Below are 26,334 nucleotides of genomic sequence, written 5' to 3' on the forward strand. Positions count from 1 at the left end.
GTTTCGAAGGTGTTGATACCACATTCAGTCCGGCAAGCAGTGGCAGTCTGATCGACCTGACTTTCTTGTCATGGTGGTGAAATATTTACTGATTACAATTTTGTGATGTCATGGGCACTTTGTGTCAAGAATGTGACCGCGGGCCACAAGCCCGGCCAGGTCCAGGCATCGTAAAACACAATAAATTTTTTTACATAAACTGGGAGTTCCCTTAATGCAATCCGCCGTGAAACACAATCCGAAGCTGCGTCTGAGCCTGGTCGCTCTGGCATGCCAGATGGTCTGCATGGGCGCCGCGTTCGCGCAAGACGCAACCGCCGACGCCGCCAAGCCGGCCACTGAAACCGTGACCATTACCGGCCGCAAAGTCGGTATGGGCCTGATGGTGCAGGAAGACGTACCAAAGGCACGCTCGACCGTTACCGCCGAGGAACTGGCCAAACAGCGTCCTACCGGTAACGCCTACGACGCTCTGGCCCTGCTGCCGGCAGTGAACACCTACAGCTACGACTCGACCGGCCTGTTCGGCGGCGGCCTGACCCTGCGCGGCTTCAACTCTGACCAGATCGGCGCGACCATCAACGGCGTTCCAGTGAACGATTCGGGTAACTTCGCTGTGTTCCCACAGGAATACGTCGACCAGGAAAACACCTGCACCACCTTCGTGACCCAGGGTTCGACCGACGTCGACTCGCCACAAGTTGGCGCCACCGGCGGTAACTTCGGCATCACCACCTGCGATCCAGAAGACAAGCAGCGCTTCCGCGTGGCCCAGACCCTGGGTCAGCTGAGCATGTTCAAAACCTATCTGCGCTACGACAGCGGCCGATTCCTGAACGACAAGGCCAAGGTCTTCGTCTCGGTATCGCAGGCCAAGTCGGACAAATGGAAAGGCGCCGGCGAAGCTAACCGTAAGCACGTCGACATCGGCTTCAACTACGACTGGGACCGTTTCAACTTCATCCACGGCACCGTGTTGTACAACAACGCCAAGAACAACAACTTCAGCAGCTTCAACCTGGCTGACCTGAAGTCGCACGGCTACTACTACGATTACTCGACCACCTTCATCGGCCACGCACCAGCGAGCCCAGGCAAGGCAGTCAGCGATCCGGCACAGAACAACGCCGACTCCTACTACAAGTTGTCGCTGAACCCGTTCGAGAACGTCATTGCCTCGGCAACGGCCAAGTTCCGCCTGGGCGAGAACACCGACATCAAGATCGTGCCTTACTACTGGTACGGCTACGGCACCGGCGGCGTGCAGCAGAAACTGCAACAGGAAAATGCCTTCCTGAATCCGGCCACCGGCAAATTCACCGGCGTCGACCTGAACGGCGACGGCGACACCCTGGACAAGGTCTGGGTGTACAGCGGCTCGATCACCCGTACCCAGCGTCCGGGCGGTTCCGTATCGCTGACCCAGAACTGGGGCAACCACCAGATCCTGGCGGGCTTCTGGTACGAGCGCGCGAAGCACCAGCAAACCGGTCCGATGGAAAAGCTCGACAACAACGGCGAGCCTACCGACATCTGGCTGCGCGACAACCTGGTGACCCGTCCGGACGGTTCGCTGTACGAATCGCGTAACTGGAAATCGATCTCGACCGCGTTCCAGGGCTTCATCCAGGACACCGCCACCTTCGTCGACGACAAGCTGACCGTCAACGTTGGCCTGCGTACCCCGCACATCAAGCGCGACTTCACCAACTACGCCAACGAAGGCAACAGCCAGTCCACGCCGAACTCGGGCGTGACCTACCAGTACAACAAGACCTACTCGACGGTCCTGCCGCAACTGGGCCTGCGCTATCGCATCACCAACGACGACCAGCTGTTCGCCAGCCTGGCCAAGAACATGAAGGCGCCACCTAACTTCGTGTTCTCGACCACCAACGGCAACCTGCAGATCGTCAACAACATCCCGACGCTGCTGGGCGATGTCAAAGCCGAAACTTCGATGAACCTGGACATGGGCTACCGTCACCAGACGACCGCCATCACCACCCAGGCCACCGTCTTCTTCAGCGACTTCAAGGACCGCCAGGCTACCGCCTTCGATCCTAGCTCGCAGACCTCGACGCTGACCAACGTCGGCAAAGTGCGCAACAAGGGCTTCGAACTGGAAGCGGGTAACACCCCTGTGAACGGCTGGTCGTTCTACGCTTCGCTGGGTTACAGCAGCAGCGAGATCCAGGCCGATCTGCAGGCAGCCAAGGGCGTGTACCTGCCGACCAAGGGCAACCAGTTCCCACTGACCCCGAAATGGAAAGGCGGCCTGTCCGCTTCGTACGAGACCAACAACTGGTACACCCGTCTGAAAGCCAAAGTCACCAGCAACCAGCAAGCTACGCTGGCCAACGACGAACTGGTTCCAGGCTACACCACGGTTGATTTCGACGCAGGCTACCAGTTCGCCAGCGCCGGCATGTTCAAGAATCCCAAGCTGACCCTGAACGTGTCGAACCTGCTGGACCGCCAGTACCGCAACCCATCGTCGCAGTCCGTGACCAACGCTACCGCCTACCCAGGCGTTACCGCGAAGTCCGTGTTCTACTACCTGGGCGCTCCACGCTTCCTGTCGGCAACTCTGCGCGTCGACTTCTAAGCTGAGTTCTACGTTAATATACCGGTCTGGCGCTGCGGCGCCGGCTGGATCTGGCGCGGATGAGCGTCGTTTCGCAGGCCTTCGGGCCTGTTTTTCATTTTTGGAACGCGGTTACATGAACAAGTTTTCCAAGCCGGCGCACGCGCTGGGCCCCTTGCTGGCTTGCGGCGCCGCGCTGGTCCTGTCTTCCTGCGGCCTGTTCCGGCATGCGCCGCCCGGCATGGCGGAAGTCCAGCTGGTGACGCTGAATGATTTCCACGGCAATATCGAAGCCACCAAGTATGTGATCGACAGCGCCTATGCGGCCGCGCCGCGCACCGTCGTCGCCGGCGGCATCGATACGCTGGGCGCCGCGCTGCAGGCATGGCGCAAGCAAGACCCGGAACTGCTGCTGGTCGGCGCCGGCGACCTGATCGGCGCCAGTCCGGCGATGTCGTCGATGTGGGCCGACGAGCCGACCATCGGCGCGATGGACCTGCTGGGCTTGCGCATCAGCTCGGTGGGCAACCACGAATTCGACACCGGCCGGCTGGAACTGCTGCGCCAGCAAAAAGGCGGCTGCAATTCGCCGCGCGCCGACAAGGCCTGCAAATTCGAAACCTCCTACGGCGGCGCCAAATTCCAATACCTGGCCGCCAACGTCATCGACATGGTGACCAAAAAGCCCATCCTGCCGCCCTACAAAATCGAGCAGGCGCATGGCGTCAAGATCGGCTTCATCGGCGCCGTGCTGCGCGACGCCGTCGAGAAGGCGCCGGCTTCCGGCATCGCCGGCCTGGACTTCGCCGACGAGGCCGACGCCATCAACCGCCAGCTGCCGGAACTGCGCAAGCAGGGCGTGGGCGTGTTCGTGGTGCTGATCCACCAGGGCGGCCGCACCACCGACAAATTCGACCAGCAGGATTGCACCCATCTGGGCGGACCGATCGTCGACGTGGTCAAGCGTCTCGATCCGGCGATCCGGCTGGTGATCAGCGGTCACTCGCACCGCGGCTACCTGTGCCGCGTGGACGGCCGCCTGGTGACGCAATCGGACATGGGCGGCCACGTCATGTCGCGCATCAAGCTGACGGTCGATACCGGCACCAACACGCTGCGCGACGTCAGCGCCAGGCAGGAAGTGATGATTCCCGGCACCTGGCCGGCGAATCCGGCGTTGGACGCCTATCTGAAAAAAATCCGCGAGCGCAGCGCCACCGCGCTGGCTCGCCCGATCGCCAGGCTGGCCGTGCCCAGCGTGCCGCGCGAAAAGCAGGATGACGGCGAATCGGCGCTGGGCGACCTGGTGACCGACGCCACCTTGGCGGCGGGCCGTGCCTACGGCGCGCAGATCGCCTTCGTCAATAACGGCTCGCTGCGCCATGACCTCGACACCGGCGCCGACAACCGCGTCAGCGTGGGCCAGCTGCTGTCGTCGCTGCCGTACACGAATTCGCTGGTGGTGATGAACCTGCGCGGCGCGCAAATCCGCGAACTGCTGGAGCAGCAATGGACCGGCGGCCGGGATATCACGCGCGGCCTGCTGCAGGTGTCGGAAGGCTTCAGCTACGAATGGGATCCGCGGCGCGGCGAAGGCAATAAGGTGGTGCAGGACAGCATCATGCTCAACCGCGTGCCGCTGGACGACAACACCTCGTACCGTATCGTCGTCAACAACTTCCTGGCCGAAGGCGGCGACGCCTTCCCGATGTTCGTCTCCGGCAGCAACCGCGCCGAGACCAGCATCCGCGACATCGATGCGCTGACCGACTACCTGGTCAAGCGCGAACAGAACGGCAAGCCCGCCGGCAGGGCGGAAGTACAGGGCCGCATCAAGCGGCGGCAACCACTTTAAGGATGATCATGCGTCGAGTTTTGCTTTCTGTTGTAGTACCCGCGCTGCTGGTGTCGCTGGCGGCGCCGGCGCGCGCCGACTTCTCCATCCCGGGCTTTGAACTGGTGCAGACCGCGCCGGTCGAAACGCCGCTGCGCAGCGCCGACCTGCGCGACCCGGCCACCGTATGGAGCGAATTGTTCGACAACGCCAAAAGCGAAATCGTGCTGGGTCAGTTCTACGCGGTGAACAAGGAGGGCAGCGTATTCAGCAAGGTGGTCGAGCACCTGGTGGCCGCCGGCAAGCGTGGCGTCAAGATCCGTTTCCTGCTCGACGCCAAGGGCGTCGGCCTGTCGGAGAAAAGCACCATCGAGCAGCTGAAGGCTATCGCCAACCTGGAACTGCGCATCATCGATGTCAACAAGCTGACCGGCAACGGCATCCTGCACGCCAAGTACCTGGTGGTCGACGGCGCGACGGCCTATGTCGGCAGCCAGAACTTCGACTGGCGCTCGTTCGAGCATATCCACGAGACCGGCCTGCGCATCAGCGACGCGAAGATCGTCGGCCAGATCATGGCGGTGTTCAACCAGGACTGGCGCGCGCAGGCGCTCAGCACGCAGGGCCTGGTGGCGCCGGCGCTGAACGTCAAGAAGGAAGCGGCCAACATCCACCAGGACGTCTTCCTGCTGTCCAGCCCCAACCAGTTCAATCCGGCCGGCGTCGGCGATTCCGAAGCCGGACTGCCGCAACTGCTGGCAGAAGCCAAAAGCGAAGTGCGCGTGCAACTGCTGGACTATGCGCCGCTGAGCTACGGCCCGAAAGGCACGCGCCCTTATTACGCCGTGATCGACAACGCGGTGCGAGCCGCCGCCAACCGCGGCGTCAAGATCAAGCTGATGGTGTCGAACTGGAACCTCGAAGAGCCGGCGCAGGCCTACCTGAAAAGCCTGGCCGTGCTGCCGAACGTGGAGATCCGCGTGGTCACGCTGCCGGCGGCCTCGACCGGTTTCATACCGTTCGCGCGCGTCATCCACAGCAAGACCATGGTGATCGACAACCAGATCGCGTGGGTCGGCACCAGCAACTGGAGCGGCGGCTACATGGACTTGTCGCGCAACCTGGAAGTGGTGATGCGCAACGAGAAAATGGCGCAGCGCCTGGCTGCGCTGCACGAACAGACCTGGGCGTCGCAGTATGCGCAGCCGCTGGACATCAACAAGAAGTACGCAAAACCCGCGAAAGGCAGCCCGGAATGAAAAAGCTTGCATTGTTTTTGGCGCTGAGCGGCGCCTTCGTCTCCTTCAATGCCCATGCCTGGGGCAATGACGGACACCGCGCCGTCGGCGCGATCGCCGACCAGCTGATCAAGGGCACGCCCGCCGAGAAGCGCGTGCAGGCCTTGCTGCTGCCGGGCGAAAGCCTGGAGAAGGTCGCCAACTGGGCCGACTGCGTCAAGGGCACCTACTGCGGACCGCAGAGTGAAGAGATGGTGGCCTACGTGGCCGCCAATCCCAAGCACAGCGAGTACCACTACACCGACGTGCCATTCCAGAACCAGCACTACCACGACCACGACGTCGGCACCGCCGATGACGATATCGTGCAGACGCTGAAGCAGTGCATCGCCACCTTGCAGGGCAAGGGTGACAAGATCAGCAACCCGCACAACTTCACGCCGCGCCAGGCGCTGCTGATATTGACCCACCTGACCGGCGACATCGCGCAGCCGCTGCACGTGGGCGCCGCCTACGTCGGCAAGAACGGCGGCTTCGTCGTGCCGCAGAAGAAAGGCCAGATCGATGCGGTGGAGATGTTCGATTCGCGCGGTGGCAACAACCTGCTGCTGGACGACGTCAAACTGAGCGCCAACAGCGCGCAGCTGATTCCGGCCGCTCCGGTGGATGCGGAGGCCAAGCCGGCCACCCCGCCGCGCGCGCCGCAGACCACGCGTCCGTTCCATTCGTATTGGGACACCACGGTGGTGAACTACGCCTTCCGCCGCATCGGCGCCCGCACGCCGGAGCAGTTCGCGCAGATGGTCATCGCCGGCAATCCGGCGGTGGGGCCGAACAGCGGCGATCCGATCAGCTGGCCGTACGAGTGGGCCGACCAGTCGCTGGCCGTGTCGAAGCTGGCCTACGCCGACGTGGTGCCGGGCGTGGCCACCCAGCAGACGAGCAAGAACGGTGAGGTCTACAACGTGTGGTCGCTGACGGTGCCGGACAATTATCCGGTCCCCAGTTCTGCCGCCGCCAAGACGCAGCTGATCCAGGGCGGCTATCACCTGGCCGCGATCCTGAAAGCGATCTTCCCGCAGTAACGGCGGTCTAGTAGCTCAGCGTCAGCAGCGAGACTGCCTGGCGCGGCAGCTGCATCGTGACGGTGGTGCTGTGATCGCGCAGCGCCACCGTTCTTGGCTTGTCCAGCTGCGCCAGTTCGCTGGCCTTGACCAGCTGGGCGATCTGCTCGCCGCTTGGCTGCGCCGGCGCCCCCATCTTCTTCCACAACGCATACGAGTTGCCGTGCTGCTGGTCGATCCGGTAGTGCCGCAGCACCGCGCGCTTGCCGGGTATGCCGGTGATGGTCACAGCCACCGGCGTGCCGTCGTCGATGCGGTCGTCGTCGTGATAATTCCATACCATCACGGCGATCCGGTGCCGGTCCCTGCTGGCCAGGGCGTTGATGTCCGTGCGCTCTCCGCGCACGCCGCCGGCGATGATGTTCGCGGCGTCGTAGGCCAGGTCGCCTTCCACCTTCAGGCGCTGGCCGCCCATCATGCCCAGCATGCGGAACACGTTGAGCACCGGCTTGTTGACGCCGTTCGTGGCCAGGTCGCGGAAGCCCGCGAACCACGGCTGGTCTTCGAACTCGAACGACCAGTTGACCGCGCCGAGCAGATTGACGCCAGTCTGCGCGGCCATGTCGTACTCGCGCGCGATGGAGGCGGCGGTGTAGCTGGCATAGAGCGTGCCGTTGCGGTAGGCGTTTTCCGGGTTGGTCTGCATGCCGCAGGCGGCGCAGCCTTCCGGGTCGGATTCGCCGATGATGATCGGCAGATGCCTGATTTCCGGATGGCTGGCGACGATGTTGAAGCCGTCCTGTATGCGTTTCAGGTGGATGCCCATGCCCATCTGTACGACGCCGTCCTTCACGGTCGGGCTTCCCTTGGCGTGGAAGGCCACGAAGTCCAGCGGACTGCCGGTTTTTCCGGTGGCGTAGTTGGTCTCGTGCAGACAGTGGACGATGAAGTCGTCGAGGAACTGGCCGGCGGCTGCGGTGTGCGGGCCGCCGATGCGGGCGGTCGGCAGGGCGCGCTTGACCGCGTCGGCCGCATAATCGTACATCTTGAAATAGGTGCGCTTGACGTCCGGCGCGATCAGGTACCAGCCGTCCGGCTCATTCCACACTTCCCAGTACCAGCTCTCCACCTCGGCCTGGCCGTAGCGCGCCACGCTGTGCCTGACCCACTGGTAGATCAGCTCCGACCATTTGGCGTAGTCCTTCGGCGGATACGCCCAGCCAGTCATGATCTCCTGGTACGGCGTGCCCGGCTTCCAGTGGTGCTGGTAGGGCTGCGGGTGTTCGGACAGCGCCTCCGGCATGAAGCCGATCTGCGCCAGCGGCTTCATTTTGCGCTGGATGTAAGTATCGAAGATGGCGTCGACGATGCGCCAGTCGTAGACCGGGTTGCCGTCCTTGTCTTCGGTGTACATATTGGTCGAGCCCCATTTCAGCGCGTAGCTACCGTCGCCGGAACTCATCAGGTTGTGGGCCCGCACGTAGACCGGCACCGGCGACAGCGCGGCGATATCGCCCAGCAGCTTGCGGCCGTTGGGCGCGGTGGTGTAGTTGGGCTCATCGTAGCCGAACCACGCCCAGACGGGCTTCATCGGCCCGGTGGCGGCGTTGGCGTCGACATGGATGGCGACGGGCGCGGATTGCGCGTGGCACAGGGCGGCCGCGCCGCAGAGGACGAGCGCAAGCAGATGGCGTTTCATGATTGTCTCTTGATCTATTGTTTGAGACGATCTTATGCCGATTGTCCTTGCGTCTCCAATAACATCTTCGCGATCTGCGATACCGGAATGGGTATGGCTGTGGCCTTTACTTGCCGGTCAGGGGATTGAACCAGAGTTCGCTGCGCGACAGCGGCGTCTCCGGCGTCAGCGTCGGATTGGGCAGTGTCAGCACGCGGCGTCTGCCCAGCCCCGCGTTCTTGAGGCTTTCGCCTTTGTACTTCTGGAAGATCGCGTTCAGCGAGCCGTCCTTGATCATCATCTCCATGCCGGCTTCGATGCGCCGCGCCAGCAGCTTGCCCTCGGCGTCGCGCCGCAGGAAGAAGTACAAGGGAAGCGGGTAGTACATCAGCAGCGTCGGTTCGACCGCCATGTGCGGATGGCTGGCGCGGCGTTCCTGGAACTCGCGTCGCGCCTCGTCGATGCCGCGGGAGAAAAAATCGAAACGTCCGGCGTCGAGCATCGCGAACAAGCCCCGGTAGGTGGTGCCTTCCTCCACTTCGAAGCCCGCCGCGCGCAGGATGGGCACATCGATCCAGTCCTTGCCCTGGCCGACGCGCAGCTTGCGCAGATCGTCCAGCGTGCGCACGGCGGCGAAGCGCGGCAGGTCGGCGTCGCGCACCAGGAACATGCGGTAGCCCAGCAGGCCGCGATCGATAGGCAGGCGCACCGGGATGAATTGCCGCTCCAGCTCGGGCGAGGTGGCGCGGGCGAAGATGTTGATGCGGCCACCCGGCAGCAGCGCTTCCTGCGCCACGCGCGGCGGCGACATCACATGGGTCGATTGCTGCAGTTCGTAAGGACCGAAGCGCGGCACGGTCTTGTCGAGCGCGGTGCGCAGCACGGCCCAATCGTAGTCGTAGCGGCTGTCGCTGTCGTCGGCGCTGGTGAGCGGATAGACGACATGCGTCCCCGCGCCCGCGTGCAGGCACAATGCCGCCAGCAGTACTCCCAACCAGACGCGCTTTCGATAGCCCCAGGACTGTTTCATCCTGCGAGTATGTCACGGCCTGCCGCGATCCATCAAGTAGCGCTAGGCGCGGATGATGGCTATGTCCATGTTGCGATAAGGGGCAAGCAGGGCTTCGGGCACGGAGCTGTTGACGACGATGGCGCTGACCTGCGCCAGCGGTGCGATCTGGTAGGGCGAGGCGGTGTTCAGTTTTTCGGGCGAGGCCAGCACCACGGTGCGCTGGGCCATGGCGCTGATCGCGCGCTTGATGCCGGCTTCGTCGAAATCGCCGGTGGTGATGCCGGCTTCAGGATGCAGGCTGCAGACGCCCATGAAGTAGATGTCGGTGCGGATTTGTGTAATGGCTTCCAGCGCCGACGGGCCCATCGCGACCACCGAGTGCTTGAACAGGCGGCCGCCGATCAGGATCACCTCGACCAGCGGATGTGCAACCAGTTCGACCGCCACGCTGGGACTATGCGTGACGACCGTGCAGCGCAGCTCGCGCGGCAGGGCGCGCGCCAGCTGCACGGCGGTGGTGCCGCCGTCGATGAAGACGACTTGTCCGTCCGCGATCATCGCGGCGGCGGCGCGGGCGATGGCGGGCTTGGCGTCGCTGGAAATCTGCTGGCGCTGGGCGAAGTCGCCCATGGCCGGCGAAGTTGGCAGGGGCGGAGCCAGGGGCAGGGCGCCGCCGTGCACGCGCTGCAGCAGTCCTTCTGCCGCCAGCTCGCGCAGGTCGCGGCGGATGGTGTCCTCGGACAGGCCCAGTTCCTCGCTGAGGGATTTGGCGACGATCTGCCCATCCTGCCGGAGGCGGGCGAGCAGCAGTTCTTTGCGTTGGCGTGTCAGCATATGCATGAAATATCTTGATGTTGCACGATATTGCATGATATCGTAAAAAAACGCAACCAAGGAGTGTATCGCCATGCTTGAAGACCGCATCCGCATCCACAAAGTGGAAACCCTGTCCGACGACTGGTTCCTGCTGCAGAAGACCACCTTTGACTATCGCCGCAACGACGGCAGCTGGCAGCGCCAGACGCGCGAGACCTACGATCGCGGCCACGGCGCCACCATCCTGCTGTACAACCGCGAGCGGCGCACGGTGGTGCTGGTGCGGCAGTTCCGCTTTCCGACCTACGGCAACGGCCACGACGGCTTCCTGATCGAAACCGCGGCCGGCCTGCTGGACCAGGCCAGTCCCGAGGAGCGCATCCGTGCCGAGGTCGAAGAGGAAACCGGCTACCGCGTCGGCGCAGTGAACAAGGTGTTCGAAGCCTTCATGAGTCCCGGCTCGGTCACGGAGCGGCTGTATTTCTTCGTCGCCGAATACGACCCCGCATCGCGCGCCGGCAACGGCGGCGGCTTGGCGGAAGAGGGCGAGGACATCGAAGTACTGGAACTGGCGATGGCCGACGCCATGCGGATGATGGCCGATGGCCGCATCGCCGACGGCAAGACCATCATGCTGCTGCAATACGCGGCGCTGCACTTGCTTTGCTAGAAATTCGCGGGCTCGACTATCGACTTTGCGTGTCGTCAAACGTCAAAAGTAGTAGAGTCCTACAGTGGCGCATGCGCCTCGTTTCTTTAAAAGTGTTGAAAGAGTTTTGCGTCCGCTATCCGGACGCCGCAAGCGGGGTTCGCCAATGGAAGCAAAGAATGGCTGCAGGCTCACCTCATAGCTTTAGTGAGTTACGTCTGATTTCCGGAAGTGTGGATTATGTATCGCCCTTTACGATTTTTAATATTGCGGGTAACAAATATCGTTTGATTACTATCGTCAAATACTCAAGTAATTCGGTGTTTATACGTTGGATGCTGACCCACGCAGAATATGATAAATGGACCAAGAGTTATCATCAAGGAAAGATTAGGACATGAATGTCATCGCTGACAATATTGATGGGGCGGCTTTGGAGTCCGCTTGGACCGAGTTTGATCGTATAGCCAAGCTTCGACCTATTACCAATGATGAGGAATACGATCACACTGTGGCCTTGATGAATCGTGTGTTGGACATCATGGGAGAGAGTGAGCAGCATCCTTTGGCCGGACTGCTTGAACTTTTGGCGGTCATGGTCAACTCCTACGACAATGTCCACTACGCGATTGATTGACTTCGAGCAGGCTATGCCGAAAAGCAGTTGCATCGGCGCATGAGAGCATATCTTTTACTTGCGTTGCTGATAGGAGTCCAAGCCGGTGCGACGGGAGATCCGAAGGCCGGCGAGTTGCTGTTCAAGCGCTGCGCCTCCTGCCATCAGGTCGGCCCTTACGCACAAGGCGGCTTCGGGCCGCAGCTGAACGCCATCATCGGCCGCCACGCGGCGTCGACCACGGACTACAAGTATTCGGAAGCGATGAAGAAGTCGGGATTGGTGTGGGACGAGAAAACGCTGGCCGCATTCCTGCGCGCGCCGCACGACGTGGTGCCGGGGACCAGCATGCGTTTTTGGGGAATCAAGGATGAACAGCAGGTCGCCGACCTGCTGTCCTATATGCGCACGCTGAAGTGATCGGCGCGAGCGATTAACGGGACTTGACGAACGGCGTACCCAGCGCTTTCGGCGCCACCGACTTGGCCATCAGGCCGGCCAGCACGATCACCGTCACCACATAAGGCACCATCTGGATCAGCGAGCCTGGCAGGCGGCCGACCAGCGGCAGGTCCACGCCCTCGATCTGGATCTGCACCGCGCCGAAGAAACCGAACATCAGGCAGCCGAGGAAGGTGTACAGCGGACGCCAGTTACCGAACACCATCGCCGTCAGCGCCAGGTAGCCGGCGCCGGCCGACATGTCGCGCAGGAAGAAGCCGCTCTGCACGATCGCCAGGTAGGCGCCCGAGAACGAGCACAGTACGCCGGCGATCAACATCGCGATGTAGCGCTGGCGCTCGACGCTGACGCCGGCCGCATCGGCCGCATGCGGGTTCTCGCCGCAGGCGCGCAGGCGCAGGCCGAAGCTGGTGTGGTACAGCACCCAGTGCACCAGCGGCACCAGAGCGAACGCCAGGTACACCAGCACCGAGTGGCCGCCGATCAGGTGCGCGTACAGCCAGCCGACGAACGGTATGTCTTCAACCGCGGCGCTGCCCGGCAGCACCACGTCGAACAGGCGCGCCTGGCCCAGGTCTGGCGTGCGTCCACCCTGCTGGAAGAAGAATTGCGCGACCACGAAAGTCAGCCCGCTCATGGCGATGTTGATCGCGATGCCGGCCACCAGCTGGTTGCCTTTCTGCGAGATGGCGACATAGCCCTGCAAGATCGCCAGCAGCACCGACACCAGCATGCCGGCGGCCACGCCGTACCACGGATTCTGCGTGGCGAAGGCCACTGCCGCCGAGACGAACGCCGAAGCCAGGATCTTGCCTTCGAGGCCGATGTCGATCACGCCCGAACGTTCGGCGAACAAGCCGGCCATGCCGGCGAAAATCAGCACCGGCGCATTGCGCACGGTCGACACCAGGATGCTGCCGATATGGAGGTCTTCAAAAGTCATGACAGTCTCACTTTTTCCGTTTGAGCAGGGCGGCGATGGCGGGGGCGTAGAAGTTTTCCATCGCGCCGCAGAACAGGATGATCAAGCCCTGGATGAAGATGAAGGTCTCGGGCGGAATGTTCTGCTTTTCCAGCGACAGGTCGAAGCCGCCCTGGATCAGCGCGCCGAACAGCACCGCCGACAGGAAAATCCCTACCGGATGCTGGCGTCCCATCAGCGCGATCGCGATGCCGACGAAGCCCGCGCCGCCGACGAAGTTGAGCGACAGGTAGTGGGTCGAACCCATGATGGAGTTGACCGAACCGAGGCCGGCCAGCGCGCCGGAGATCAGCATCACGGTGATGATCATCTTGCTGATGCGGACGCCCGCATAGTGCGCCGCATGCTTGTTCAAACCGGTGGCGCGCAGCTTGAAGCCCCACGAGGAGCGCGACACCATCACGCCGTAAATCACCAGCGCGATGATCGCCAGGAAGAAGCTGATGTTGAGCGGCGTCTCGCCGAGGATGGGGAACCACTGGTTCAGGCGCGGCATTTCGGCGGCGGCGCTGAAGGCGCGGCTGGCCGGATTCTGCTCGCCCGCCGGCACCAGGTATTTGACGATCACGGTGTTCATCAGCGCGCCGGCGATGTAGTTGAACATGATGGTGGTCACCACCACGTGGCTGCCGCGTTTCGCCTGCAGGTAGCCGGGCAGGAAAGCCCACAGCGCGCCGAACAGCGCCGCTCCGATCATGCCGACCGGGATCAGTATCCACATCGGCAGCGAGCTGTCGAAGGCCAGCATGGCCAGGGTCAGGCCAAGACCGGCGAAGTACATCTGGCCTTCGGCGCCGATGTTGAACAGGCCGGCCTGCATGGCGATCGATACCGCCAGGCCGGTGAAGATGAAGGTGGAGGCGTAGAACAGCGTGTAGCTCAAGCCTTCCGGATTGACGACGGCGCTGTTGATCAGGATGCCCATCGATTCGACCGGGCTTTCGCCCAGCAGATAGATCACCAGCGCGGCCACCAGCAGGGCCGACAACAGGTTCAGTACGGGCATTACAAAGCCGGTTGCCCAGCGTGGCAGGTCTTGGTTGTTCATGATTTGTGCATCCCGCCCATCAGCAAGCCGATACGGGTCGTGTCGAATTCTTCAATTTTCAGTTCGCCGGTGATGCGGCCGCCGCACATGACCAGGATACGGTCCGCCAGCGCGCGCACTTCCTCCAGCTCCACGGACACCAGCAGGATTGCCACGCCGGCGTCGCGCAGGGCGAGCAGCTGGGTATGGATGCTTTCGATGGTGCCGATGTCGACGCCGCGCGTCGGCTGGCCGACCAGCATCAGCTTGGGCTGCGCCAGCACTTCGCGCGCGATCACCACCTTCTGCTGGTTGCCGCCGGAGAGCAGGCCGATACGCAAATCATGGTTGTTCGGGCGGACGTCGAAGTTCTTCATCAGCTCCGCGCAGCGCGCGGCGATGGCCTTGAAGTCGAACAGGCCCCAGCGGTTTTTCAGCTTGTCCTGGTAGCCGAGGATGGTGTTGTGCATGACCGAGAAGGCCTTGATCACGCCGTCGCGCAGGCGGTCTTCCGGAATGTGGGCGATGCCCAGTTCGCGGAAGGTGCGCGGCAGGCCGTCGGCGTCGGAGCGGCCGGCGAAGGGCAGCGCCTTGCCCTGGAAGTCGATCTTGCCGGAAGTCGGCAGGCGCATGCCCGACAGGATTTCCATCAACTCGCTCTGGCCGTTGCCTGACACGCCGGCAATCGCGACGATCTCGCCGGCGCGCAGCGTGAAGCCGATGTCGGCCAGCAGCTTGACCTGCTGTTCGTCCTGCAGCAGCAGGTTCTCGACATGCAGCACAGGCGCGCCCGGGTTGTACGGTTTGCGCGGCAGGTTGTTCTCGATGGGACGCCCGACCATCATGTTGGCCAGGTCTTCCTTGGTGGTGCCGGCGGTCGGCACGGCGCCGATCACGCGGCCGCCGCGCATCACGGTCACGGTGTCGGTGATGTCGAGGATCTCCTGCAGCTTGTGCGTGATCAGGATGATGGTCTTGCCCTGTTCCTTGAACAGCCGCAGGATCTCGAACAGCGATTCGGTCTCCTGCGCGGTCAGGACGGCGGTCGGCTCGTCGAGGATCAGGATGTTGGCGCTGCGGTAGATCTGCTTGAGGATCTCCACGCGCTGCTGCGCGCCCACCGACAGGTCGTGGATGGTGGCCAGCGGATCGACGTCCAGGCGGTAGCGGGTGCAGATCTCGCGCAGCTGCGCTTCGACGGCGGCGCGTTTCGGCTTCAGCTTGAAGCCGCCTTCGCTGCCCAGCATCACGTTATCGAGCACGGTCATGTTCTCGACCAGCATGAAGTGCTGGTGCACCATGCCGATGCCGAGCGCAATGGCTTCCTGGCTGTTGTGGATGCGGCGCGCCTGGCCATCGAGCAGGATCTCCCCGCCGTCGGCGCGGTAGTATCCATACAGGATGCTCATCAGGGTCGATTTGCCGGCGCCGTTCTCGCCCACCAGGCCGTGGATCGAACCCTTGGCGATGGCGAAGCTGACGTCCGTGTTCGCTTTGACGGCTCCGAAATGCTTGGAGATGCCGCGAAATTCTACTGCTGGCTGCATAGGATCGTTTTCGGTGCGGAGTTAAGTAAATGCCTGGAACGTTAAACGCGCCGCACGGAGCATGACTCCGCCGGCGCGCTCTCATGTTCAAACAGGGGTCAGGCCGGGCAGGCTGCGCCCGAACGGATGTCGATCACTTTGACCTTGCCGTCGATGATGTCCTTGCGGGCACCGGTGACGCGCTTCTCGATTTCCGGCGTGATCAGCTTGCGGTTGTTCTCGTCCAGCGCCCAATCGACGCCGCCTTCCTTCAGGCCCTTGGCGGTGACGCCGGCCTTCCAAGTGCCGGCCTTCATCTGCATGAAGGAGTCGTACACGGCGTTGTCCACGCGCTTGACCATCGAGGTCAGGATGGTGCCCGGGTACAGGCTGTTCTGGTTGGAGTCGACGCCGATCCCCAGCTTGCCTTTTTCCTTGGCCGTTTGCAGCGTGCCCAGGCCCGAGCCGCCGGCGACGGCGAACACCACGTCGACGCCGCGGTCGAATTGCGAGCGCGCCAGTTCGCCGCCCTTGGCCGGGTTGTTCCACGAATCGGAGGTGGTGCCGACCATGTTGGAGCTCACTTCGACTTTAGGGTTGACCGACTTGGCGCCCTGGGCGTAGCCGCAGGCGAAGGTGCGGATCAGCGGGATGTCGACGCCGCCGATGAAGCCCAGCTTCTTGGATTTGGAGGCCATGGCCGCGGCCACGCCCACCAGGTACGAGCCTTCTTCTTCCTTGAAGGTGATGGAGTTGATGTTGGCGCCCTGCGCCACGCCGTCGATCAGCACGAAGTGGACTTTCGGGAATTCCTTGGCCACCTTCTGCACGGCCGCCTGCTGGGCGAAGCCGATCGAGGCGATCAGGTCCAGGTTCTTGCGGGCCAGGCCGCGCAGCACCTGTTCGGCCTGGGTGTCGCTGGAGGCTTGCACCTCGATGAAATTGATGTTGGTTTCCTTCTTGAAGCGCGAGGCGCCTTCAAAAGCGGACTGGTTGAACGACTTGTCGAACTTGCCGCCTGCGTCATACACGATGCCCAGCTTAGGGTCAGCCGCGGACGCGCTGCCAGCGATGAAGAGTGCTGCAAGCGTCAAACTAAGTTGTGAAAGTTTCATGAATAGGCTCCTGGAAGAACGATATTGTATATTTTTATTGAACGAAACATGTAATCCGGCGCCGCTTTATCGCCGCAAACCCCTGATTTTTAGAGGTTTGCCTCGGGGATACGCAGCTAATCATCGGCGTATCACGCGGTCAGCGCCAGCAGTTTGTCAAAAGCTTGTTCAAATTGCAGCAAACCGGCGGCCAGCAGCTCGCTGCCCACGGTTTCCAGATCGATGCCGTGGTGTGCCAGCTGCGCCAGCACGGCGCGCTCGGCCTCCACGTCGCCGTCCAGCGTCGGCTCGGCCACGCCGTGGTCGCGGAAGGCGTCCAGCGTGGCGTCCGGCACGGTGTTGATGGTGCCGGCGCCGATCAGGCCCTCGACGTAGCGCACGTCGCGCTCGGACGGCTTCTTGGTCGCGGTGCTGGCCCACAGCAGCCATTGCGGTGTGGCGCCGAAGGCGGCGAACACGGCGAACCCGCTGTCGTTCTTCCAGTCGTGATAGGCGAGGCGGGCGGCGGCCATGGCGGCGCGGCCGCGCACGGCGACGGCGGTGCTGTCGGCGGCGTTCTCCAGCAGGGCGTCGACGGCAACGTCGATGCGGCTGATGAACACGCTGGCCACGCTGGCGATGCGCTGCACCGACAGCTTGTCCTGCAGGCGGCGGGCCAGGCCGCGGCGGTGCGCGGCGCGCACGGCCTGGGTCTGGCTGGCGGTGAAGATCAGCGTCATGTTGACGTTGATGCCGGCGTAGATCACTTCCTCCAGCGCGGCGATGCCGGCCGGCGTGGCCGGAATCTTGATCATGGCGTTGGGGCGGCCGATGACGGCCCACAGGCGCTTGGCGTCGGCCACGGTGCCGGCGGTGTCGTGGGCCAGCCGCGGCGCCACTTCGAAGCTGACGAAGCCGGCCTTGCCGTCGGAGTTTTGGTACAGCGGCGCGAACAAATCGCAGGCGCGCTGCACGTCCGGCAGCACCAGCGCCTCGAAGCGCGCTTCCGGCGTCGCCAGCGCGGTGCGCAGCAGCGGCAGGGCGGCCTGGTAGGCGGCGTCGGTGCGGATGGCGTTGTAGAAGATGGCCGGGTTCGAGGTCAGGCCCTGGATGCCGTCGGCGGCGATCAGTTCGGCCAACTGGCCGGAGGCGAGCAGGTGGCGGCTCAGGTTATCGAGCCAGATTTGTTGTCCCAGGTCGCCCACCGCGCGCAGGCGGCTGTGTTCAAGCATGTTGTTCATCTACCGTTCCAAGTATGTGACGCAGCGCATCATGACGGCGGTGTTTGCGTCAGCCGGCCTCCGCGCCGGCCCCTCGGGGCCCGCAGAGTCCGCGCATGTCGCACCGCCGCAACAGTCGACGCCAAATTAAATATTTTTATATTGTTGCTTTTTTGTCCGTTTGGAAAAATTTCCTGCTGATTGGATAAATCTGCAGCGGCCTCCCAAGCCTGCCGAAAAACGGCTTTTTCATTGCAAGCCAGGGTGTTTTCGCCCTCGGAGGCCGGCTTTTTCAGGCGATCCACTACTATGCATCAGCGGCGATATGTACGACAAATTCGATTTTACTTAGCTATTTATATAAAATATATATGAATCGAAACACTCAAAAAGTGAGTTTCTGTCATTTTTTTCCATGCTAGCATGGTTGGCAATCTGCATATTGTTATGCGGAAGCTAGTAGTTTTAGTACTGTTTTAGCAATAAGTTTTGCCAATAAAAAGACATCGTCCCGCTGCCAAGCGCGGGGGAGGACGGGATTACGGATGGTATTTACAACTTGCCTACACAATAAATAGGGAGCAGCACTCATGAGCAAAAAAAGTAGTGGTTACGCAGCGCGATCGCTGATCGCCCTGGCTGTCGCAAGCGCCTTCCCGCTGCACGCAGCAATGGCGGCCGACGCCGCCGCCGCAGCAGCAACGGATGCCGCCGAAGGCCAGGCCGCAGCGGCCAGCGCCCCGGACACCGCCACCAAGGGCCAACTGGAAACCGTGATCGTGACCGCGCAGCGCCGCGCGGAAAACATCAAGGACGTGCCGATGTCGATCGCCACGCTGAAGGGCGACAAGCTGGACGTGCTGACTTCCGGCGCCGCCGACATCCGCTTCCTGGCCGGCCGCTCGCCATCCGTCAACGTGGAATCGGACTACGGCCGTACCTTCCCGCGCTTCTACATTCGCGGCCTGGGCAACACCGACTTCGACCTGAACGCTTCCCAGCCCGTAGGTCTGGTGATGGACGATATCGTCCAGGAAAACGCGATGCTGAAGGGCTTCCCTGTGTTCGACGTCGACCAGGTTGAAGTGCTGCGCGGCCCGCAAGGCACGCTGTTCGGCCGCAACTCCCCGGCCGGCGTGATCAAGTTCGACTCCGCCAAGCCGGTGTTCAAACAGGAAGGCTATGTCACCCTGGGCGTGGGCAACTACTCGTCCAAGACCGCCGAAGGCATGTTCAACATCCCGGTCAGCGACACCGTGGCGCTGCGCTTCTCCGGCACCACCCAGCACCGCGACAACCGCGTGCACAACACCAATCCGGTCGCCAACACCGGCACCAAGGACTTCGAAGGCTACGGCGACAACGCCTTCCGCCTGCAAGCCCTGGTCAAGCCGAACAAGGACCTGGACGTGCTGTTCAACTACCATGAGCGCGACTACCACGGCAGCGCCACGCTGTTCCGCGCCAATATCATCAAGAAGGGTACCAACGACCTGGTCGACGGCTTCGACTACGGTTCCTACCCGACCGACGGCCAGAACTACCAGAGCCTGAGCACCAAGGGCGGCAGCATCCGCCTGAAGTACAACATGGACGACATCACGCTGCACTCGATCACCGGCTACGAAAAGCTGAAGTTCTACAGCCGCGGCGACGTCGATGGCGGCTACGGCTGCACGCTGTTCTGCGGTCCTGTGCAAGCGGCCAAGGGCAGCGGTCCCGGCGTGATCCCGTTCCCGGTCGAGACGGCCGACGTGCTGCCTAACCACAAGCAGTTCTCGCAGGAGTTCCGCGCCGAGTCGAACTACAAGGGTCCGCTGCAGTGGATCGGCGGCCTGTTCTTCTTCGACGAGAGCATCCAGATCGACAGCATCAGCTTCGACTCCTTCACCCCTGGCAATCCACAGAACGCGGCCTATGCGCAGCAGTTCCAGAACGCCAAGTCGTGGGCCGCCTTCGGCTCGCTGAACTACACGGTGACCGACAAGTTCAAGATGCGCGGCGGTATCCGCTACACCAGCGACAAGAAGGAATTCTCGGCCTCGCGCTATGAACCGCCTGCAAGCTCTGGCCCGTTCAACATCAACAACACCTCGCACAACGTGAGCTGGGACCTGAGCGGCACCTATGAGCTGGACAAGACCACCAACCTGTTCGCCCGCGTCGCCACCGGCTACCGCGCACCGTCGATGCAGGGCCGCCTGAACGGCCTGACCGACAAGCCATCGTTCGCCGGCGCCGAGAAAGCGCTGTCGTATGAAGCCGGTATCAAGCAGGACCTGTTCGACAAGCGCGCGCGCCTGAGCGCCTCGGTGTTCCAGTACCGCGTCAAGGACAAGCAGCTGACGGCAGGCAGCGGCGCGGTCAACATGAATCAGCTGATCAACGCTGAGAAAGTGACCGGCCAGGGTGTCGAGGTGGACTTCCAGGCCAACCTGAGCGACGAGTTCAGCATGACCCTGGGCGGCAGCTACAACGATACCGAGATCAAGGACAAGAACCTGTTCGTCCAGTACTGCGGTAACGTGAACAACAACCCAAGCAGCGGTTGCACCCCGACCAATGCGCCAGGCCCGTTCGCCGGCACCTCCAAGATCGACGGCAACCCGCTGCCGCGCGCACCGAAGACCCAGCTGAACTTCACGCTGAAGTACAGCAAGGACATCGGCAACGGCGAGTTTTACGCCTACACCGACTGGACCTACCGCAGCAGCTACAACTTCTTCCTGTACGAGGCGCCTGAGTACAAGGCCAAGCCTCTGACCGAAGGCGGCGTACGCGCAGGCTACAAGTGGGGCAACGGCAAGTATGAAGTGGCGCTGTTCGGCCGCAACATCACCGACAAGCAAGTCCTGATCGGCGCCATCGACTTCGACAACCTGACCGGCATGTTGAACGAGCCGCGCACCTGGGGCGGCACCTTCAAGGTTAACTTCTAATCCAGGATAACCGCTAAAATCCCCGCACTGCCGCAAGGCGTGCGGGGATTTTTACATTGGGGAGCCTCTCTTGAATCACACCGTCGTCAACCTGTGGCCGCTGCTGGGCGTGGCCGTCATCATTCTCGGCTTTGCCTTGCGCGCGCATCCGGTGCTGGTGGTGATCGCCGCCTGCGCCGTCACCGGCATCGCCGCCGCCATGCCGGTCGAAAAGCTGCTGGCCACCCTGGGCGCGGCTTTCATCAAGACCCGCAACCTGCCGCTGATCCTGCTGCTGCCGCTGGCGGCCATCGGCCTGCTGGAGCGCTACGGCCTGAAGGAGCATGCGCAGACCTCGATCGCGCGCATCAAGTCCGCCACCACCGGCCGTCTGCTGATCGTCTACCTGGCGATCCGCGAGTTGAGCGCGGCCTTCGGCCTGACCAGCATCGGCGGCCATCCGAACATGGTGCGTCCGCTGATCGCGCCGATGGCGGAGGGCGCCGCCGAGGTGCGCTATCCGGCGCTGACGCAGGAACTGCGGCACCGCATCCGTGCCATGTCCGCCGCCACCGACAACGTCGGCCTGTTCTTCGGCGAGGACGTGTTCGTCGCCTTCGGCGCCATCCTGCTGATGCAGACCATCCTGCGCGGCGAGGGCCTGGAAGTCGATCCGCTGCACATGGCGATGTGGGGCATACCGACGGCGGTGACCGCGTTCATCATCCATTCCTGGCGCCTGCACCGGCTCGACGCGCACATCGCGCGCGCGATGCTGAAGGAGGGCGCATGATCCTCAAATTGGAGTACTTCTACGACGTCCTCGGCGTGATGCTGCTGGTGGTCGCGCTGATGGCGCTGCGTGATCCGCACAATCCCAAGCGCTATTCCAGCGCGCTGTTCTGGGTGCTGTATGCGGTGGTCTACCTGGCCGGCGACTATCTGCCGCCGGTGGCGGCGGGCGTGCTGATGGTGGTGATGGCGCTGATCGCCGGCTTCGGCGGCGTCGCGCTGGGCCGCTACGGCGACCGCACGCCGCAGGAACGCAAGAGCAGCGCGCAGCGCCTCGGCCACCGCCTGCTGATACCGGCGCTGATCATTCCCTTCACCACGGTGATCGGCTCGACCTTGCTGAAGGACGTACACCTCGGCGATGTGTTACTGCTCGATCCGAAGAACGCCACGCTGGTCAGCCTCGGTTGCGGTTCGCTGTTCGCCGTCGCCACCGCGTGCTGGCTGACGCGCTCGACGCCGCTGCAGGCGATGCGCGAATCGCGCCGGCTGATCGACCATCTTGGCTGGGCCGTGGTGCTGCCGCATATGCTGGCGGTGCTTGGCCTGCTGTTCACCGAGGCCGGCATGGGCAAGGCGGTGGCGCACGTCGTCACCTCGTACATCAACATGGATGTGCGGCTGGTGGCGGTGGCGGTGTACTGCGTCGGCATGGCGCTGTTCACCGTCATCATGGGCAACGGCTTCGCGGCTTTTCCGGTGATGGCGGGCGGCGTCGGCATCCCGGTGCTGGTCGGCGTGTATCACGCCAATCCCGCAGTGATGGCCGCCATCGGCATGTTCAGCGCCTACTGCGGAACGCTGATGACGCCGATGGCCGCCAACTTCAACATCGTGCCCGCGGCCTTGCTGGAGCTGCCCGACAAGAACGCCGTCGTGAAGATACAGGTGCCGACCGCGTTGCCTTTGCTGCTTGCTAATATTGCACTGCTCTATTTCTTGATGAACATGTGAAAAGCAAGAAGTTGGAGTAGAGTAATGCTCTGGCAGGATGCAATCGGAGCAAACGTAGATGGAAAAGATAATATTGTTGACGGGCTTCGAGCCCTTCAACCAGGAGACCATCAATCCCTCGTGGGAAGCGGTGAGATCCCTGCAAGGCTGGCGTGAAGGCGATTTCATCGTCCACGCGCGACAGCTGCCATGCGTGTTCGGGCGTGCCAACAAGGTGATGCACCAGGCGGTGGAAGAGCTGCAGCCGAGTATCGTGATCGCGGTGGGCCAGGCCGGCGGCCGCGTAGATTTATCCATCGAGCGGGTGGCGATCAATATCGACGACGCGCCGATCGCCGACAACCAGATGCGGCAGGTCGTCGACCAGCCCATCGTCAACGGCGGTCCGGCGGCTTATTTTTCCACGCTGCCGATCAAGGCCATCGTACATGCGTTGCGTGAAGCGGGCCTGCCGTCGTCGGTATCGCAGTCGGCCGGCACCTTTGTCTGCAACCACGTGTTCTACGGCTTGATGCACCAGGCCCACGAGTGGGGCACGACGATGCGCGCCGGTTTTATCCATATCCCGTACCTGCCGCAGCAGGCGGCCGCGCATCCGGGTTCGGCCAGCATGAAGCTGGAGGACATGGTGGAAGGCCTGCGCATCGCCATCCGCACCACGCTCGCCCACGACGTCGACATGCGCGAGGCGGGCGGCGTTACCCATTAGTTACCGATTAAGCTGGCACTAAGTCAATCGGCGCGCGCCGGCGGATTCAGGATGTTCAGGAAGGCCCGCACCACCGGCGCATCGTCCAGCGTGGTGTAGGTGATGTACAAATTCGCCGACGGCGGATTGGTACGGATCGGCAGGAACACCACACCCGGCCAGCCGATGCGGCTGGTGGTCTCCGGCAGCAGCGCCACTCCCAGGCCCGCACCGACCATCGCCAGCAGCGTTTGCGGCTCGGACGCCTCCTGGAAGATCGTCGGCTGGAAGCCGGCCTTCACGCAGCACTGGATCAGGTAGCGCGGGAACGACGACTTGTCGAGCGCCAGCGTCAGCATCGGCTCGTCGGCGATATCCATCAGCTCTATCGATTCATGCTTGGCCAGCGGGTGATGCTCGTTGATGGCCACGCACACGTCTTCGCGGAAGCACAGTTCCTGGCGCAGGTTGTCCTGCTTCAGGTCGTCCTCGTCGAGCTTGGGCTCGCGCCAGAAACCGACGTCGACCTGCTTGGCGCGCAGCGCCTCGTACTGCAGCGTCGGTCCCAGCTCGTGCAGCGTCCACGTCACGCGCGGGAACTTGGTCTGGAACTCTTCCAGCAAACTGGGGATCGGTCCCCACATCGCCGAGCCGACGATGCCCACGCGCAGTCGGCCCACTTCGCCGCGGTCGATCTGGCGGATGGTGTCGATCGTCATGCGCATCTTGGCCAGCAGGTCGGACGCCTCGTTCATCAGCGCCTTGCCGGCCACCGTCAGCTCGAAGGTGCGGGTGGTGCGCGCGAACAGCTTGACGCCAAGCTCGCTCTCCAGCTTCATGATCTGCTGGCTCAGTGGCGGCTGCGAAATATGCAGTCGTTCGGCCGCGCGGCTGAAACTCTTTTCTTCGGCCACAGCGAGAAAGTACTTTAGTTGTTTCAGGTCGATGGACATGGCGGGTCTTGGGCGATGTGGGTTCGAGTTTAGTTCGATTGCATGGCGACGGCCAGCGCCGCACCGCAGCGGGCGTTGTTCTTCACCAGCGCGATGTTGGTGGCAAGGCTGCGGCCTTCCGTCAGCTGCTTGATGCGGCCCAGCAGGAACGGCGTGACGTTCTTGCCGGTGACGCCTTGCGCAGCGGCTTCCTGCAAGGCCTGCGCGGTGATGGCGTCGATCTCCGCCTTCGGCATCGCCTCCGCCGCCGGCACCGGATTGCTGACCACCACGCCGCCCTTCAAACCCAGCTGCCACTTGGTGTGGATGAAGGCCGCCTGCTCGGCCGGCGTATCGAGCTGGAAGTCGGCGTTGAAGCCGCTCTCGCGCGTGAAGAAGGCGGGGAAGCCGCGCTGGCCAACGCTGATCACCGGCACGCCGTGCGTCTCCAGGTATTCCAGGGTCAGGCCGATGTCGAGGATGGACTTGACGCCGGCGCAGACCACAGCCACCGAGGTGTGCGCCAGTTCCTGCAGGTCGGCCGAGATGTCGAAGCTGGTCTCGGCGCCGCGGTGCACTCCGCCGATGCCGCCGGTGACGAACACGGTGATGCCGGCCAGCTCGGCGCAGATCATCGTGGCGGCGACGGTGGTCGCGCCCAGTTTGTTTTGCGACAGCACGTAGGGCAGGTCGCGGCGGCTGACCTTCATCGCGTCGGGCGAGGTGCCCAGCAGTTCCAGCTGCTCGTCCGACAGGCCGATGCAGATCTTGCCGCCGATGACGGCGATGGTGGCCGGCACGGCGCCGCCGTCGCGGATGATCTGCTCGACCTCGCGCGCCATCCGCACGTTTTGCGGATACGGCATGCCGTGCGAAATGATGGTCGATTCCAGCGCGACGATGGCTTTGCCGGCGGCGCGGGCGGCGGCTACTTCCGGCGAGAAGAGTAGGAATTGGTGCATGGTGTTCAGCCTTGGAGAGGGAAGAGCGGAGCGCTCATATCGAAATCGTGGATCTCGTCGAGTACGTCGGCGGCGAGCAGGGGGGAAACGGTGTCCGGGCTTTCCAGCGTCATCGCGGCGACTTTCAGGCCGCGCCGGCAGGCCAGCGTCAGGTCGTCGCTGCCCTGGTACAGCGACCAGCAGACGGCGGCCGAGAAGGCGTCGCCGGCGCCGGTGACGTCGACCACCTCGACCTGGTGCGCGGCCAGCCATACCAGCTCGCCGCCCTTGGTGTGGAACACGCCCTGGCTGCCACAGGTGACGATGACATCCCGCGCGCCCTGCGCCTGCACGTCGCGGCAGGCGGCGCGCACGTCGGCCTCCGTCGGCAGCGCGCGTCCGGCGCGGGTTTCCAGTTCGCCGCGATTGAGGATCAGCAGGCGCAGGCCGTCCAGGCTGGCCGGCAGGCGCGCCATCTTCGGCTGCGACACGGCGACGATCACCAGCGGCACCTTGTCGGCGCGGGCGCCGGCCAGCAGCGTGGCGATGCTGTCGGCCGGCAGGTTCAGGTCGACCACTGTCATCGCGGCGGCGGCGCGCTGCGGCTGGCGGCTGTCGAGGAAGGCGGGCGTGATGCGGTCGTACAGCGCCATGTCTGCCAGCGCCACCACCAGCTCGCCGCGGTCGTCGAGGATGGCGGTGTAGGTGCCGGTGGCCGTTTCCGGCAGCTTCAGGCTGCCGCGCGTGTCGATGCCGGCGCTCTCGGCGTGGTCCTGCAGCGTGCGGCCGGCGCTGTCGTCGCCCAGCGCCGTCAGCAGCGAGGTCGGCAGGTTCAGGCGCGCCAGGTTCTCGGCGATGTTGCGGGCCACGCCGCCATAGACTTCCTCGGCGGTGGCGGGATTGGAGGTGCCCAGCTGCATCGGTGCGATGGTGCGCAGCTTGCGGTCCAGGTTGGCGGCGCCTATGCACATGACGGGGCGCTGGTCCGGCAGCACGTAGGCGCGGCCCAGCAGGCGACGCTCGCGTATCAGGCCGGCGATGTGGCCGGCCACGGCGGAACGCGACAGGCGCAGTTCGACCGCCAGGTCCTGCTGGGAGATGAAGGGGTTGGAGCGGATCAGCTGGTACAGCTGTTCCTTTTTAGAAGAATCGGTCACGGCAGCATCTTTTAAACAATTGTCCGTCATGATAAACTTTTGTTCCTTCTGAGTCAAACCCTGAGCCAAACGCGCTCTGCGGCTCAGTTTTCATTGATTTATAATACCCCTTATTTATATGGTTTTTGTATAAATGATGAAGAAAAA

General features: G+C 63.2%; 23 protein-coding genes. 12 read left to right on the forward strand and 11 right to left on the reverse strand.

All coding sequences use genetic code 11. The features are described 5' to 3' along the window. Positions 1-226: 226 nt before the first annotated feature. The 4 genes from ACSQ3S_RS07125 to ACSQ3S_RS07140 all read left to right on the forward strand — a co-directional run bounded on the left by ACSQ3S_RS07125 (position 227) and on the right by ACSQ3S_RS07140 (position 6,744). Positions 227-2,608, forward strand: coding sequence for a TonB-dependent receptor (locus ACSQ3S_RS07125; protein WP_353399882.1), 2,382 nt, complete (start codon positions 227-229; stop codon positions 2,606-2,608). A 115-nt stretch (positions 2,609-2,723) separates the two neighbouring features. Then, positions 2,724-4,442 (forward strand): bifunctional metallophosphatase/5'-nucleotidase, encoded by a 1,719-nt coding sequence (locus ACSQ3S_RS07130; RefSeq protein ID WP_436141963.1) that lies wholly within the window; start codon positions 2,724-2,726, stop codon positions 4,440-4,442. An 8-nt stretch (positions 4,443-4,450) separates the two neighbouring features. After that, positions 4,451-5,680, forward strand: coding sequence for a phospholipase D-like domain-containing protein (locus ACSQ3S_RS07135; RefSeq protein WP_436141964.1), 1,230 nt, complete (start codon positions 4,451-4,453; stop codon positions 5,678-5,680). Beyond that, complete coding sequence (locus ACSQ3S_RS07140; protein ID WP_436141965.1) at positions 5,677-6,744, forward strand: S1/P1 nuclease; 1,068 nt, start codon at positions 5,677-5,679, stop codon at positions 6,742-6,744. The genes ACSQ3S_RS07135 and ACSQ3S_RS07140 overlap by 4 nt, the downstream gene beginning before the upstream one ends. A 7-nt stretch (positions 6,745-6,751) precedes the next feature. Here the strand turns inward: ACSQ3S_RS07140 and ACSQ3S_RS07145 are convergent, their stop codons facing one another. The 3 genes from ACSQ3S_RS07145 to ACSQ3S_RS07155 form a co-directional block, all read right to left on the reverse strand. After that, the gene (locus tag ACSQ3S_RS07145; RefSeq protein WP_436141966.1) at positions 6,752-8,422 is read right to left on the reverse strand and encodes a GH39 family glycosyl hydrolase; all 1,671 of its coding nucleotides are present in this window, start codon (positions 8,420-8,422) and stop codon (positions 6,752-6,754) included. A gap of 106 nt (positions 8,423-8,528) precedes the next feature. After that, complete coding sequence (locus tag ACSQ3S_RS07150; RefSeq protein WP_436141967.1) at positions 8,529-9,431, reverse strand: substrate-binding periplasmic protein; 903 nt, start codon at positions 9,429-9,431, stop codon at positions 8,529-8,531. 42 nt (positions 9,432-9,473) lie between these two features. Beyond that, a complete protein-coding gene (locus ACSQ3S_RS07155; RefSeq protein WP_176654899.1) occupies positions 9,474-10,247 on the reverse strand; it encodes a DeoR/GlpR family DNA-binding transcription regulator in 774 nt (257 codons plus the stop codon). Between the two features lie 73 nt (positions 10,248-10,320). On the opposite strand from ACSQ3S_RS07155, the gene ACSQ3S_RS07160 reads away from it, so the two are divergent. From ACSQ3S_RS07160 to ACSQ3S_RS07175, 4 genes are all read left to right on the forward strand, one after another. Next, positions 10,321-10,899, forward strand: coding sequence for an NUDIX domain-containing protein (locus ACSQ3S_RS07160; protein ID WP_353399899.1), 579 nt, complete (start codon positions 10,321-10,323; stop codon positions 10,897-10,899). A gap of 71 nt (positions 10,900-10,970) precedes the next feature. After that, positions 10,971-11,279: a type II toxin-antitoxin system HigB family toxin gene (locus ACSQ3S_RS07165; RefSeq protein ID WP_436141968.1), complete on the forward strand. Its 309-nt coding sequence runs from the start codon at positions 10,971-10,973 to the stop codon at positions 11,277-11,279. Further along, on the forward strand, positions 11,276-11,515 hold the full coding sequence (locus tag ACSQ3S_RS07170; RefSeq protein ID WP_436141969.1) for a hypothetical protein: 240 nt from the start codon (positions 11,276-11,278) through the stop codon (positions 11,513-11,515). Before ACSQ3S_RS07165 ends, ACSQ3S_RS07170 begins: the two co-directional genes overlap by 4 nt. A 39-nt stretch (positions 11,516-11,554) precedes the next feature. Then, on the forward strand, positions 11,555-11,914 hold the full coding sequence (locus ACSQ3S_RS07175; protein WP_436141970.1) for a c-type cytochrome: 360 nt from the start codon (positions 11,555-11,557) through the stop codon (positions 11,912-11,914). Positions 11,915-11,927: 13 nt separating this feature from the next. Here the strand turns inward: ACSQ3S_RS07175 and ACSQ3S_RS07180 are convergent, their stop codons facing one another. The 5 genes from ACSQ3S_RS07180 to tal form a co-directional block, all read right to left on the reverse strand. Next, positions 11,928-12,899 (reverse strand): ABC transporter permease, encoded by a 972-nt coding sequence (locus ACSQ3S_RS07180; protein WP_436141971.1) that lies wholly within the window; start codon positions 12,897-12,899, stop codon positions 11,928-11,930. A gap of 7 nt (positions 12,900-12,906) precedes the next feature. Then, the gene (locus ACSQ3S_RS07185; RefSeq protein WP_353399911.1) at positions 12,907-13,986 is read right to left on the reverse strand and encodes an ABC transporter permease; all 1,080 of its coding nucleotides are present in this window, start codon (positions 13,984-13,986) and stop codon (positions 12,907-12,909) included. Beyond that, positions 13,983-15,512, reverse strand: coding sequence for an ABC transporter ATP-binding protein (locus ACSQ3S_RS07190; RefSeq protein ID WP_436141972.1), 1,530 nt, complete (start codon positions 15,510-15,512; stop codon positions 13,983-13,985). Before ACSQ3S_RS07190 ends, ACSQ3S_RS07185 begins: the two co-directional genes overlap by 4 nt. A 98-nt stretch (positions 15,513-15,610) precedes the next feature. After that, positions 15,611-16,606: a BMP family lipoprotein gene (locus tag ACSQ3S_RS07195; protein WP_176654585.1), complete on the reverse strand. Its 996-nt coding sequence runs from the start codon at positions 16,604-16,606 to the stop codon at positions 15,611-15,613. Positions 16,607-16,737: 131 nt separating this feature from the next. Next, a complete protein-coding gene (tal, locus tag ACSQ3S_RS07200) occupies positions 16,738-17,826 on the reverse strand; it encodes a transaldolase (RefSeq protein ID WP_436141973.1) in 1,089 nt (362 codons plus the stop codon). Positions 17,827-18,395: 569 nt separating this feature from the next. On the opposite strand from tal, the gene ACSQ3S_RS07205 reads away from it, so the two are divergent. From ACSQ3S_RS07205 to pcp, 4 genes are all read left to right on the forward strand, one after another. Beyond that, a complete protein-coding gene (locus tag ACSQ3S_RS07205) occupies positions 18,396-20,744 on the forward strand; it encodes a TonB-dependent receptor (RefSeq protein ID WP_436141974.1) in 2,349 nt (782 codons plus the stop codon). A 70-nt stretch (positions 20,745-20,814) separates the two neighbouring features. Then, entirely contained in the window at positions 20,815-21,516 is a 702-nt protein-coding gene (locus ACSQ3S_RS07210; RefSeq protein WP_176654582.1) for a DUF969 domain-containing protein, read from the forward strand. Beyond that, positions 21,513-22,469: a DUF979 domain-containing protein gene (locus ACSQ3S_RS07215; RefSeq protein ID WP_436141975.1), complete on the forward strand. Its 957-nt coding sequence runs from the start codon at positions 21,513-21,515 to the stop codon at positions 22,467-22,469. Before ACSQ3S_RS07210 ends, ACSQ3S_RS07215 begins: the two co-directional genes overlap by 4 nt. Positions 22,470-22,527: 58 nt before the next feature. Further along, complete coding sequence (pcp, locus tag ACSQ3S_RS07220; RefSeq protein WP_176654580.1) at positions 22,528-23,178, forward strand: pyroglutamyl-peptidase I; 651 nt, start codon at positions 22,528-22,530, stop codon at positions 23,176-23,178. A gap of 23 nt (positions 23,179-23,201) precedes the next feature. Here pcp and ACSQ3S_RS07225 read toward each other — a convergent pair whose 3' ends face one another. The 3 genes from ACSQ3S_RS07225 to ACSQ3S_RS07235 are packed head-to-tail and all read right to left on the reverse strand — an operon-like array spanning position 23,202 to position 26,187. Continuing rightward, positions 23,202-24,110 (reverse strand): LysR family transcriptional regulator, encoded by a 909-nt coding sequence (locus tag ACSQ3S_RS07225; protein WP_176654579.1) that lies wholly within the window; start codon positions 24,108-24,110, stop codon positions 23,202-23,204. Positions 24,111-24,139: 29 nt separating this feature from the next. Further along, positions 24,140-25,051: a pseudouridine-5'-phosphate glycosidase gene (locus ACSQ3S_RS07230; RefSeq protein ID WP_353399923.1), complete on the reverse strand. Its 912-nt coding sequence runs from the start codon at positions 25,049-25,051 to the stop codon at positions 24,140-24,142. A gap of 5 nt (positions 25,052-25,056) precedes the next feature. Next, positions 25,057-26,187 carry a carbohydrate kinase gene (locus ACSQ3S_RS07235; RefSeq protein ID WP_353399926.1) on the reverse strand — a complete coding sequence of 377 codons (1,131 nt, stop codon included), beginning with the start codon at positions 26,185-26,187 and terminating at the stop codon, positions 25,057-25,059. Positions 26,188-26,334: the final 147 nt, after the last annotated feature.

It is taken from the genome of Duganella sp. LjRoot269, from assembly GCF_964254095.1.
In the GTDB taxonomy this organism is placed as follows: domain Bacteria; phylum Pseudomonadota; class Gammaproteobacteria; order Burkholderiales; family Burkholderiaceae_D; genus Rugamonas; species Rugamonas hordei.